This is a genomic window from Sphingobacterium sp. UBA7253, assembly GCF_002472745.1.
Taxonomy (GTDB): domain Bacteria; phylum Bacteroidota; class Bacteroidia; order Sphingobacteriales; family Sphingobacteriaceae; genus Sphingobacterium; species Sphingobacterium siyangense.
The window spans coordinates 11,550-23,165 of the sequence record NZ_DKSP01000065.1; the positions used below are offsets into that span (position 1 = coordinate 11,550).

Annotated in this window: 13 protein-coding genes; 9 read left to right on the plus strand and 4 right to left on the minus strand. The window is 39.9% G+C overall.

The annotated features are described in order from the left end of the window. Together B2X72_RS05970 and B2X72_RS05975 are read left to right on the plus strand one after the other, a co-directional pair. Positions 1–724 (plus strand): M20/M25/M40 family metallo-hydrolase (locus B2X72_RS05970; protein WP_286848573.1); only part of this gene is annotated, 724 nt, incomplete at its 5' end. Further along, positions 724–1,695, plus strand: a complete 972-nt coding sequence (locus B2X72_RS05975; RefSeq protein ID WP_244294491.1) for a polysaccharide deacetylase family protein — start codon at positions 724–726, stop codon at positions 1,693–1,695. The genes B2X72_RS05970 and B2X72_RS05975, both read left to right, overlap by 1 nt. On the opposite strand, the gene B2X72_RS05980 is transcribed toward B2X72_RS05975, so the two are convergent. The 3 genes from B2X72_RS05980 to B2X72_RS05990 form a co-directional block, all read right to left on the minus strand. Continuing rightward, the gene (locus B2X72_RS05980) at positions 1,692–2,297 is read right to left on the minus strand and encodes a CDP-alcohol phosphatidyltransferase family protein (protein ID WP_208734256.1); all 606 of its coding nucleotides are present in this window, start codon (positions 2,295–2,297) and stop codon (positions 1,692–1,694) included. The genes B2X72_RS05975 and B2X72_RS05980 overlap by 4 nt on opposite strands. 118 nt (positions 2,298–2,415) lie before the next feature. Next, positions 2,416–4,599, minus strand: a complete 2,184-nt coding sequence (locus B2X72_RS05985) for a S9 family peptidase (protein ID WP_145328324.1) — start codon at positions 4,597–4,599, stop codon at positions 2,416–2,418. Positions 4,600–4,844: 245 nt separating this feature from the next. Further along, positions 4,845–5,573, minus strand: coding sequence for a 3-keto-disaccharide hydrolase (locus tag B2X72_RS05990; protein WP_088163757.1), 729 nt, complete (start codon positions 5,571–5,573; stop codon positions 4,845–4,847). Between the two features lie 72 nt (positions 5,574–5,645). Between B2X72_RS05990 and B2X72_RS05995 the strand changes: the two genes are divergently transcribed. The 3 genes from B2X72_RS05995 (at position 5,646) to B2X72_RS06005 (ending at position 7,630) form a co-directional block, all read left to right on the plus strand. Further along, positions 5,646–6,014, plus strand: a complete 369-nt coding sequence (locus B2X72_RS05995; protein WP_145328323.1) for a dihydroneopterin aldolase — start codon at positions 5,646–5,648, stop codon at positions 6,012–6,014. Between the two features lie 78 nt (positions 6,015–6,092). After that, a complete protein-coding gene (locus B2X72_RS06000; protein ID WP_088162872.1) occupies positions 6,093–6,803 on the plus strand; it encodes an AAA family ATPase in 711 nt (236 codons plus the stop codon). A 383-nt stretch (positions 6,804–7,186) separates the two neighbouring features. After that, positions 7,187–7,630 carry an Hsp20/alpha crystallin family protein gene (locus B2X72_RS06005; protein ID WP_088162871.1) on the plus strand — a complete coding sequence of 148 codons (444 nt, stop codon included), beginning with the start codon at positions 7,187–7,189 and terminating at the stop codon, positions 7,628–7,630. Between the two features lie 158 nt (positions 7,631–7,788). On the opposite strand, the gene B2X72_RS06010 is transcribed toward B2X72_RS06005, so the two are convergent. Then, positions 7,789–8,226 (minus strand): acyl-CoA thioesterase, encoded by a 438-nt coding sequence (locus B2X72_RS06010; RefSeq protein WP_145328322.1) that lies wholly within the window; start codon positions 8,224–8,226, stop codon positions 7,789–7,791. A gap of 117 nt (positions 8,227–8,343) precedes the next feature. Here B2X72_RS06010 and B2X72_RS06015 point away from each other — a divergent pair, with 117 nt between their 5' ends. From B2X72_RS06015 to B2X72_RS06030, 4 genes are all read left to right on the plus strand, one after another. Continuing rightward, entirely contained in the window at positions 8,344–8,847 is a 504-nt protein-coding gene (locus tag B2X72_RS06015) for an RNA polymerase sigma factor (RefSeq protein WP_145328321.1), read from the plus strand. Next, entirely contained in the window at positions 8,837–9,478 is a 642-nt protein-coding gene (locus tag B2X72_RS06020) for a hypothetical protein (protein ID WP_088162869.1), read from the plus strand. Before B2X72_RS06015 ends, B2X72_RS06020 begins: the two co-directional genes overlap by 11 nt. A 94-nt stretch (positions 9,479–9,572) precedes the next feature. After that, on the plus strand, positions 9,573–11,225 hold the full coding sequence (locus B2X72_RS06025) for an ABC1 kinase family protein (protein WP_145328320.1): 1,653 nt from the start codon (positions 9,573–9,575) through the stop codon (positions 11,223–11,225). 77 nt (positions 11,226–11,302) lie between these two features. Further along, on the plus strand, positions 11,303–11,616 hold a 314-nt coding region (locus B2X72_RS06030; RefSeq protein ID WP_286848582.1), incomplete at its 3' end, for an SDR family NAD(P)-dependent oxidoreductase.

Consider the following 11,616-nt stretch of genomic DNA (forward strand, 5'->3'; position numbering starts at 1 on the left):
AAAAACCTATAATAGTATTGCGGAGATCAAAGGAAAAGAAAAACCGGACGAATATGTTGTGCTTTCTGCACATCTGGATTCTTGGGACGGCGCTTCGGGTGCGACAGACAATGCTACCGGGGTGATTACAATGATGGAGGCAGTCCGTATTTTAAGAAAGGTTTATCCGGAAAATAAAAGAACGATTTTGGTCGGTAACTGGGGAAGTGAGGAACAGGGGCTGAACGGTTCTTCCGCATTTGTCGAGGACCATCCCGAGATCGCTAAAAATATACAGGTGGTATGGAATCAGGATAACGGGACGGGGCGAATTGTCCGTATCGGGGGGAGTGGTTTTGAAAAGTCCTACGAATACATTAGCCGCTGGCTGCAATATTTGCCTGAAGAGTTCCGTAATGAAATCCAAACCAGTTTTCCGGGCATGCCGGGGACGGGAGGGAGTGATCACTCTTCTTTCGTCCAAAAAGGAATTCCAGCCTTTGGGCTCTCTTCCACTTCCTGGGATTATGGTAAAGTGACCTGGCATACCAATCGCGATACCTACGATAAGATTGTGTTTGATGAGGTGAAACAAAACGCCATTATCGTTGCGATTTTAACTTACCTAGCCTGTGAAGAACCAACTTTGGTCTCCCGGGAAAAGATCATATTGCCAATCGATAAAGATGGCAAGCAGATGGTATGGCCAACAAATCTACAGTCAAAAAGAACAAGTGGTAATTGATGATGAAACAGCTCATTTTTGTTTGTCTATTTTTGGTATGCGTCCTATTCTCTTATGGACAGGCTTCATATGCTAATTTGGAAAACTACAGAACAGAGTGGTTAATCCTTCGTGAAAATAATAATTCCTTGGTGGGGATCCGTAGTTTCACGAAAAATGCTGTAAAATATTATTTAACGGTAGATCCTACTACATTGCAAACGCGTGTAGTAGGAGATCGATCGGTAAGCGTTCTGTACAAAGATGCGGCTCAGGTTACGAAAAGTCTAAGTGGTTCGGTATATGAAAGTTGTTTTTCCTTGGTCAGAAAAACTGAAAATAACTTACAGGATGCGGGACTGAATTTTAGACTTCCCAAAGAGGCGGGTATTAATTTGACGATCGATCTATGTCCTTCACACAAACCTTTGGACAAAGCTATTTTTGAGGATCTTCTCGTTACGTTTAAGGGAATTGATAGCACCCTGCCACTGGCCGTTTCTGTTTCGGGCAAATGGATGCTAAATCATGCTGCAGATCTGGAATGGCTAAAGTCATTGGATACAAAAGGTGTAAAGATTACCTGGATCAATCATACGTACGACCATGTTTTTAATAATAACCCTTTAACGTCCAATTTTCTGCTGTCTAAAAATACGAATCTAAATTATGAGGTATTGGAGAATGAAAAATTGATGCTAAAAAATGGGCTTATGCCTTCCGTTTTTTTCCGTTGTCCGGGCCTAGTTTCAGATCGAAATATTATTGAACGGCTGTTGTCTTATGGTCTTATTGCAGTTGGCTCGGATGCATGGTTGGCTAAAGGGCAGCAAGCCAAGAATGGAAGTATTGTTCTGATTCATGGTAATGGGAATGAAGAACTCGGTGTGCAGGATTTTATCCAATTGCTTCGGACAGAATCTCAGTCAATAAAAACAAAACATTGGACATTATATAGTTTATCTGAAGGTTTGGATGAGGAGCCGCATTAACTATTGAACAACTTGTTTTTAAGGATCGCCTTTCCTTTGCGTAGCTGGATAGCGTGATAGATACTTGGGATGTCGTTAGACCAGTTTTTGAGCGTGAGGATAATAGCAATAATTTCCAGGCGCGTAAGAAGGCCTAGCCAGACCGTTAACTGAAATAAGATTGTTGATTGGCAATGTAGCAGTAATTCGACTAAAAGGGCGAATAAAAACAGCGTCCAGATCTTCGCTCCAATGGAGTGTGTTGCAATTTCCTTTTTAAATTTTGCAAAACTAATGATGTAGGTTAATATCTCTGATCCTACCAAGATCAAAATCAATGTAGCATTATCCTGAAAAAATTGGGGACAGCTCAGGTAACTTACCAGTGAAATACAGGCAAAAAACAGGAGATCAACACTGGAGTCCCATCGGCGTAACAGCGTGGTAGAAACAGCTAGCTTACGGGCAATAATGCCGTCAAATATGTCACTTAATAATCCGATTATAAGAAATGAAATTGCATACCATTTAAAATGATCCACTTTGAGCCAGTAAAAGAGCAACAGCAGCAGGCCTAAGACAAGGCGCAGTATAATGAGTGTAAAAGGAATGTTCTTTTTCAAAGCCTGCGGATAATCGGTTAAAGTGTTGTCATTAAAGATACATATTGTACATTATAAAACCAAAAAGGCACCTTTCATATTGAAAGATGCCTTTTTAGTTTTTTTGCTTCCCTAAGTTTTAGGATGGGTTTTTGAGGTGTTGATTGAAGTAGTCAGCAATTTTTTCGTACATATGAATACGGTCTTTCCCCATTACATTGTGTTCATGAGTCGGGTATAGAAAATAATCTACTTGCTTTCCGGCTTTAATACAGGCTTCTAAAAACTCCATGCTGTTTTGCTGTACAACGACAGGGTCTTGTGCGCCATGAATAATCAATAGTCTTCCTTTCAGTTGATCGGCTTTAGTGAGCAGAGATGTCAATTTATAACCTTCGGGATTTTCTTGTGGAGTGTCCATGTAGCGTTCGCCATACATAACCTCATAAAATTTCCAGTCGATTACAGGGCCTCCGGCTACAGCAGCCTTGAAAATATCGTTATGATGTAGCATGAAGGAAGTCGTCATAAAACCACCGAAGCTCCACCCGAAAATACCCATGCGTTGTTGGTCAACAAAAGATTTTGATTTAAGGAACTCAATTCCTTTCATCTGGTCGGCCATTTCGTTTTGACCGAGGTTGCGGTGCGTGGCCGTATAGAAATCCCGGCCTCTGTAATTTGTGCCGCGATTGTCCATGGTGAACACGATATATCCTTGTTGGGCCATATACATATCAAAATAACCGGCCCCTCCTAGCCATTTGTTAGAAACAAGCTGCGAATGTGATCCGCCGTATAAATAGTACATGACGGGGTATTTTTTTGCAGGATCAAAATCGTTGGGATAAATGATACGTCCTGTCAATGGGTATTTTCCATCTGCGGATGTCAACTGTACAAATTCGATTTTAGGATCATTTATTTTTCCGGCAAAAGGGTTCTCTGCATTGACTAAGGTTGTTTCTTTAGCAGATTTAACGTCTTTGATCTGAATTTTATTTGGTGTTTTTAAATTACTATACTGATCGTAGATGTACTTGCCATCGCTGCTTAGCGCAGCATGGTGCATGCCCGATTCATTCGTTAGTTGAACCGTTTTCCCTGATTTTAGGTCGACTTCAAATAATTGGCGATCTAAACCGTTGTTGGTGACTCCCGTGTAACTTACTTTGTTGCCATCAGCCGAAAAGTCAAGGAATGCTTCCATGACAATATCTTTATAGCCTAATTTTTTGATGAAATTACCTTCCGTGTTATAGAGGTAAAGTTGATTATAGCCATCTTTATCGGATTGATAAAGGAATTGATCCGGTTTGTTTGGTAAAAATGTCAATGGGTTTTCTGGCTCAACCCAGGTTGTCGCAGTTTCTTCAAACAGGGTTTTGACCAAGGAGCCATTTTCTGCATTATATTTGTTGACTTTAAGATCATTTTGCCCACGGTTAAGTACTCCGACGTAGATGTATTTACCAGAAGGATCCCATGTAACCATGGTTAAATATTGCTCTGAATGCTCGCCGGTTTGAAGGGTTACCTTTTGCCCTGTGGTGGTATTGTAAACGATCAAAGAAACTTCTTCTGATTTTTGGCCTGTCATGGGGTATTTGATCCATTTGATATCCGCAATTTTGGGACTCCATTGCGGTAATGGATAATTGGCAACCATCGTTTCGTCTTTGTGGTAGTACAGCAGTTTGTCATTTTGATTGTTCCACCACATTCCTTTCTTGATGCCAAATTCTTGACGGTGGGTATAATCGCTTCCATTGACAATCCCTTTGTCTGTATCGTTGGTTACAGCGGTAATTTTGCCGTTTTTGTCAACAATTGCGATGTTGTTGTCTACTAAATAGGCGATTTTTGAAAAATCCGAACTGACTTCGCGATTAGCTCCCTTGTTGTCATTACCGATAAAACTTTCAATATTTTTTGATTTAATGTTGTAAGCTACCGTATAGGTTTTATCTTTTCCTTCAACTTGCAGTAATAGTGCATTTCCGTCGCGCCATTTGTAGTCGTAAGGAAATACGCGCAAACTAAATGTTTCGTTCGGGATAGCTGTTTTTAGTGCTTTTTCGAGATCTGTTTTAGATACGAGATTTGTTTCGCTCCAGTTATTGGAAGCGCTTTTGGATAATAGGTTCTGGTACGATTTATCGAGATAGGAGAGGTTGTTTGATTTTGGGATCCACGATGCTCCGGCTATCGATGTTGGGGCATAAGTTCGGGGGCCAAATACTGTTTCTTCTAAATTGAGGTTACGTTGTGCATAGCTGCTGATGGAGCTTGCCAACAAGAAGAATAGCGCAATTCTTTTCATTAAACTGTAATATTGTGTGAATGTTTATACTCAACGGCATAAGTGAGCCCATTCCAGTGGTTATTTGCGTGTCATTAATCCACTCACATAAGGCTTCTAAGTCTATTGCGGTAAGAAATTAATGGCGCAAGGAGCTCATTACATTCCGTTTGTTTTTAAATTTTATAGGGCTAAATTAGGGAAATAGCCCTATAAAACCTAGTACAGAATTGTTGCTTTTCTAACTAAAATTGTTTGCTGCAAACCTATAGCTTACGTAACCAGATGTTTCTGAACTGGACCAAATCACCGTGATCCTGCAGTATAATCGGGCCTGGGCCATGGCTTATCTGCTTAGGTAGTCCTATATATTCTGTGGTACCGTCGATTTGGGTATTGTTTTGTACAACGACTCCATTATGTAAGACTGTTACTGTTCCTTTAGCGGTCAATATTCCATCTTTACTGAATTGAGGAGCCTTATAAATAATATCATATACATGCCATTTGTCCGGTGCAATTACTTGCGCCAATGGTGGACGTTGTTTATACAGACTACCCGCTCCACCATTGACATAGGTTGGGTTGTTATTGTTGTCCAATACCTGAATTTCATAATGGCCCTGTAGGAAAATTCCACTATTGCCGCGTCCTTGGCCTTCACCTTTGATTACTTCGGGGCTTTTCCATTCAACATGCAGTTGAAAATCGGTAAAATGTTCGTTAGTCTCAATGGCTCCAGCTCCCGGTTTTACTTCGAGCACGTTGTTGGCTACAGTCCAATTGGCTTTTCCTTTTTCACTTTTCCACTTACTGAGATCCTTCCCGTCAAAAAGGACAATTGCATCGCTTGGAATACCATGATCGATCGTTAATGTAGGAGGGACAGGACTATAATATTCCGTGTCACTGGCTTTCATATTGGTTTGGGCCTGCAGTGCTGTGGCACCAAATAAGAGCGTTGTTGCTAGTGCTGATGATAAAAAAAAGTTCATCTGTTGGGTTTTTGGTATGGCTAAATATACAAATAATCCCATTTGTATGGAACAATTTCCTTAGGTTTGTACATGGCAACCATTTTACAAACAGTATCGCTGAAAGAAGCCCGATTCTATGCACCAATAGGTTACTATGAAGAAGAACAGGTGCTTGGCAATGAGTTTTTTGTTTCTATTGATGTATGTTTTCCCTTTTTGAATACGGAGACAGAGAACTTAAAAAATACGCTCAATTACGAAGAACTCTATCAGATTACCGCTAGCGTTATGCAGCCTAAACGAAAATTGCTCGAATCTGCAGCTTCAGAAATACTAGATCAGATTAGGCTGCGGGTGGCCGATGCTGTGACGATCGAAGTGGTGATACGTAAATCGAACCCTCCCTTTGGTGGAGATCTTTCCTGCTCCCAAGTTGGCCTTAAATATTTCAAGGATTAAATTGAAACTGGATCAGCGATATGCTGGCTGAAAGATTTAGTTTTGCCAACTGTTATCTGATAGTCTTAAATTAACATTATGAATATTTACGATCTTGTAATTGCCGATAAGGAAAGGATAGCTTTAGAAGATGTCTTCTTGGAAGAGGAGAGCCGTCAGAAGCTCCATCAGCTGATTAAAGAGCATCGTTATATTAAAGAGCTTTCACAATATGGTCTGCCGGTTAGCAATAAGATTTTACTGCACGGTTATTCTGGTTGCGGAAAAACAACAACGGCGAAAGCCTTGGCCACAGCGCTCGAAAAACCAATTTATGTGTTGAATCTGAGCAACCTCATTTCTTCTCGTATTGGTGAAACCTCGCAGCACATTAAACAGGTCTTTGATAAAGCTGGGCGTGAAAAAGCAGTTCTGTTTTTAGATGAATTCGATCAGATAGGAAAGGCACGAATTAGTGAAGAAAAGGATGTGGGGGAAATGCGTCGTCTCGTGAATACCATTATACAGCTGATCGATTATTTTCCTGCTGAAGCGGTATTGATTGCAGCAACCAACCATCCCGAAATATTGGATACAGCAATTATCCGTCGGTTTCAGCTTCGTTTGGCTTTTGAGTTGCCAACAATGGTGCAGTTGGATGCTTATTATGATAAATTATTTACACCATTTTCGCATTATGCTGATGTCGTACCTCGACGCTATGGGATCTCCTATGCAGAGGCTAAGGACTATATTTACGATGCCGTCAAATTCTTATTGATTGCTACATTGGAACAAAATCAACCTTAATGATTTTTTTGAACGCTCCGCTTGAGATACTTAATAAAAAAATAACACCCTCTGATAAACTGTTTTTCTCTTCTACGTGAGTCTGTTAGTTGAACGCTCCGCTTCAGATGCTTAATAAAAAAATAACACCTTCTGATAAACTGTTTTGTCTCCTATACGTTAGTTTGTATATGGGGATAATTTAGGATAGGGCGGGGTGTCGATGACAGATTGATCGCTAAGTCGCTAACAATAATTTGTGAATAAGTCAAAATGGCATTTATTTTCATTTTAAAATGACATTTTGTCTTTTAAAAGCTGCTGGTACGCAAATTGAATAATTTTCTTCAAATAGTTAGAACAAAAAAGCTTAACAATAAAACAAAAAATTAGGAGGACAAAAAATGGCATTAATTAAATTCCCTACAAAAAGTTTAAACACTGATGCAGTAAATCCATTTGTAAACACTGTATTTGACAATTTATTCAATGATAACTTCATCTCAGATCGTTTGGTATCCCGTGTGCCGGCAGTCAATATATCGGAATCCGAAAAATCATTTAAAGTTGAAATGGCAGCGCCCGGATTGGATAAATCTGATTTTAAGATCAATGTAGATAAAAATCTAATTACGATTTCAGCTGAGAAAAAAGAGGAAAGTGTTAGTGAAGAAAAATTATACAGCAAAAAAGAATTCAATTACTCTTCGTTCTCAAGATCATTTACATTGCCAGAGACCGTAGATTACAGCAATATCGATGCTGCCTATGAAGGTGGGATATTAATTTTGACTGTTGGCAAGAAAGAAGATGCAATCATTGCAAAACGTTTGATTGAAGTTAAATAATTCAGCAATACACAGGAAATAGTTCATTTTGGGAATGACCAAAAGATGAATAAAAGACAATAGTTTTTAGGTTTAGTTTATGTTTTAATCCCTCGGAGTTCCGTTTGTGTTCCGAGGGATTTTTCTTTTATAAGGATGATCTTGACATGATGAAAAGACTATTCCGTTTCCGTATAGTTTTCAGATCGGGGAATTTTGGCGAGATAAGGCTCCATCTCTTCTGGTAATTTGGTTAATTTCCGCTTTTGAAGGTCCAGCCAGGCTCCATCGACGTTAACGGTACAGCACAAAACTCCGTCATTACGAAAAACCTGATGTATAAATGAAAAACGACTATTTGTTTTGTTGTATTTCGTCAGTTCTACTTTTACCTGTACATATTCATCCAAATGTACTTCTTTAAAATAGATAAGTTCTTCCCTGAATAAAATCGGACCGATATGAAATTCGGCAAATTTATCCAATGAAAAGCCCATTTTGTTCAACATATTACTACGGGCCTGAGCGCATATGTCTGCGTAAGCAGAATGCCGCATATGTCTATTTGCGTCGATCTGCGCCCATATAATTTGACCTTGATAAAATATATTCTCCATAATCTTCAGCGATTAGTCTCTATTTTAATAACAATTTACATAATTTTAAATAAAGCTGTAACACTTTGTTTGTTTGCTATACTTATTACCTAAATATATTTAAAGAAAAATCGCTAGGTGAACCCATCGGAAATAGAATTTCTTCGACTGATTGACGATAATAAAGGTATTCTCGTTAAGGTGAGCCGTATGTATATGGATGATCATGAGGGGCGGCAAGATCTGTATCAGGAAATCGTGTATCAGCTGTGGAAATCCTATGCGACATTTAAGCAACAGAGTAAATTTTCAACGTGGATGTACCGTGTTGCCCTCAATACCGCAATGGTATTCTTAAAAAAAGAAAAGAAGCATCAGATTTATGATGCGTTAGAGGAGCGACATGATTTTGCAGAAGAAGCTTACGATACCGATAAAGATGAGCAACTGAAAGTCTTTTACCAGGCCGTTCAAGAGCTCAATGCAATTGAAAAAGCCCTGATATTTTTGTTTTTGGAAGGTCAAAGTCATCGCGAGATTGCAGAGAATCTGGGTATATCGGAAGTCAACGCCCGCGTAAAATTAAACCGCACGAAGGAGCGAATTCAACAAATCATTAAAAAATACAAGTATGAATTTTGATGAGTTAAAGAAATCTTGGCAGGAACAGCCTACAGATGAGGATTTACAGAATCCAAATCTCAAATACTATAAGGAAGTTGGCAATATCATGGGCAAGTTGCGCAAGAATATCAAACGCGAGTTTATCTCCTGGGTCGTTTGTATGGGCTTTTTGTTTTTGGTGCCTATCTTGCCAATGTATAAGATTGAAGGTTATGCGGCATTTGCCTATTACTTTTTTATCGTACAGATATCATTATCAAGTCTTTTATATTACCGGAGGTTCTTTTATTTGGTAAAGAGCACGAAAAAGATCGAGTTGTTGGCTTCTAAAGAACACTTGCTCAAGTTGTATTACGATTTGAAGTATGCCGTAGAGACTTATCGTATTGCGGCCTATGTGATGATTCCACAAGCTTTGTTTCTATATCTTATTATGATAGCACAGAATAAGACAACGGTGTGGTTTGATCGGTTGTACCATTTCAAGGAAACTTTCCAAGAGGAACCGAACTTTATTGTATGGATGATTCTTTCGGCAATTGTGTCTATCGTCCTTGTTGTTGGCCTGACAGAAATTATGATTCGTTGCTACTACAGTAGGTATATTACGGAGATCAAGGAGAAATTGGATCAAATGGAAACGGAATAGAGCGACCATATGAAATATCTACTTTGTTTTACAGGTGTTCGTGTTTATAGCGCGAGGATATTTCGTATATTGTTATCGAAAATCATTGTCCATTATGTATAATCCGACAAAGAAGTTACAGCGCAGTTCTCAGATCTTAAGTATATTGGCCAAATATGGTTTTAAAGATGCAATCGCTCGATTGCCGTGGAAAGGACCCAGATCAGCCATAGAACATCCTATAGATGTCGATGAGATCAGTGTTTATGCCCGTATTCGCATGGCGCTTGAGGAGCTCGGTCCGGCTTTTATCAAGCTTGGACAATCTGCTTCGACCCGGGAAGGATTGTTGCCCAAAGAGCTTGTAGAGGAACTGAAGCGTCTAGAGGACAATGTTCCGCCCTTTGAAGTGGATATTAAATCTTATCTGAAGGAAGAACTGGAGCTGGATATTGAGGAGCATTTCCAGGAGATTGCTGCGGAACCTTTTGCTGCGGCTTCTATTGCACAGGTATATCGCGCAACCTTAAAAGATGGAACCCATGTGGTTTTAAAAGTCCGACGTCCCGGTATCGATGAGGTTATGCGCTGTGATCTAGCACTCATGCGTGATATTGCCAAAATCCTGACCATGTACAATGATGTACTGGAAAACCTTAATCTTCTGCTAATTGTTGAATCTTTCGCTACGACCATGCAGGAAGAGATGTCTCTGATGATTGAGCGGCATAACATCGAACGCTTCACGAAGAACTTTAAAGGAAATAAACTGATCAAGGTGCCCCGTGTTTATCCTGAACTCTCCTCGGACCGTGTTCTTTGCATGGAATATCTTGATGGTTTCAAGGTAACTGATGCCGTTGAAATTAAACGTCGGGGAATGGATGTCCAAACGCTGGTCAAAAATGGGATCAATTTATACCTTGAGCAAGTGATTATTCATGGTTTCTTTCATGGCGACCCCCATCCCGGCAATATGATGGTGATGCCGGATGGACGGATTGCTTTTTTGGATTTTGGAAATATGGGTAAATTATTGGGAATAGACCGTAGGCAGCTTGAGGAGTTTATTCAATCGGCTATTTCCGAAGATGCTGTCCGTTTAGCCGATGTGATTGAAGACGTTGCGGTGGTGAGCCATATTCCGGACCGTAACCGGTTTGAAAGATCCCTATATGAGATTTTCGATATGATTGACAATGTGTCTCTCGGGGATCTTAGCTTAGATTTATTATTCAATAAATTGTGGAACATCATTGGCGACAACCGCTTGTATTTTCCGGAATATATCTATCAGTTGATGCGGGGCATTTCGTTGATGGAAGGTATTGGACGCCAGATATATCCCGATCTTAATATTATGGAGAGTATCAAGCCTTTTGCACGAAGGATTATGATGGAGCGACTCTCTCCAGAGGCGATATTCAAAAAAGGAAAACATAAAGTTGAATCTTTTGCCCGCGATGTCGAAAAACTCCCTGAAGATATGCGTGCTCTTGTACGTTTGTTTCGGACGGGAAATTTTACACTCAACCATCGTCTGATCAGTGCACGATCTTTTAATGCCATTTTACGCAAGGGGGTCAATCGTATTGTCATCGGAATTATGTTTATGTCACTCAATTTACTGGGCGGAATGATTATCGTTGCAAGGGTAGAACCGCAGTGGTGGGGAATTCCCATTTTTGCCTGGATATGCCTTGGCTCCGCATGGGTCTTTGCTATATATTTATTTGTCGCCATGATCCGGGCAAAGGACAACGATTAGTCGGATCTAGAACGTATTTTCAGCGAAGATGACTGGCTATGCATACATACACACTATAAAATAGAAAACAAAAAGATATGGAAATCAATCTAAATGGGAAAAAGGCGTTGATCGGAGCGAGTTCTGCTGGTATAGGTGCAGGTATTGCCCAGGTGCTTGCCTCTTGTGGCGTATCTGTAACTTTAGCTTCCCGACATGAGGAAAAGCTACAGCGTACCTGTGAAAGTCTTGATACTTCCAAAGGGCAGGTGCATCAGTATATCCTGGTGGATTACAATGATCACGAAGCGTACAAAAAGCAAATAACACATTATTTTGAGTCGAATAAGGTTGATATTTTGATCAATAATTCGAATGGCCCACAAGCAGGAACCATAGACCAAAAAAATCT

Bases quoted from the DNA above. Each gene is read 5' to 3' on its own strand.
- B2X72_RS05985 (WP_145328324.1), bottom strand. From the start codon at position 4,599: ATGAAAAGAATTGCGCTATTCTTCTTGTTGGCAAGCTCCATCAGCAGC.
- B2X72_RS06010 (WP_145328322.1), bottom strand. From the start codon at position 8,226: ATGGAGAATATATTTTATCAAGGTCAAATTATATGGGCGCAGATCGAC.
- B2X72_RS05990 (WP_088163757.1), bottom strand. From the start codon at position 5,573: ATGAACTTTTTTTTATCATCAGCACTAGCAACAACGCTCTTATTTGGT.
- B2X72_RS06000 (WP_088162872.1), top strand. From the start codon at position 6,093: ATGAATATTTACGATCTTGTAATTGCCGATAAGGAAAGGATAGCTTTA.
- B2X72_RS06025 (WP_145328320.1), top strand. From the start codon at position 9,573: ATGTATAATCCGACAAAGAAGTTACAGCGCAGTTCTCAGATCTTAAGT.
- B2X72_RS05995 (WP_145328323.1), top strand. From the start codon at position 5,646: ATGGCAACCATTTTACAAACAGTATCGCTGAAAGAAGCCCGATTCTAT.
- B2X72_RS06020 (WP_088162869.1), top strand. From the start codon at position 8,837: ATGAATTTTGATGAGTTAAAGAAATCTTGGCAGGAACAGCCTACAGAT.
- B2X72_RS06005 (WP_088162871.1), top strand. From the start codon at position 7,187: ATGGCATTAATTAAATTCCCTACAAAAAGTTTAAACACTGATGCAGTA.
- B2X72_RS05975 (WP_244294491.1), top strand. From the start codon at position 724: ATGATGAAACAGCTCATTTTTGTTTGTCTATTTTTGGTATGCGTCCTA.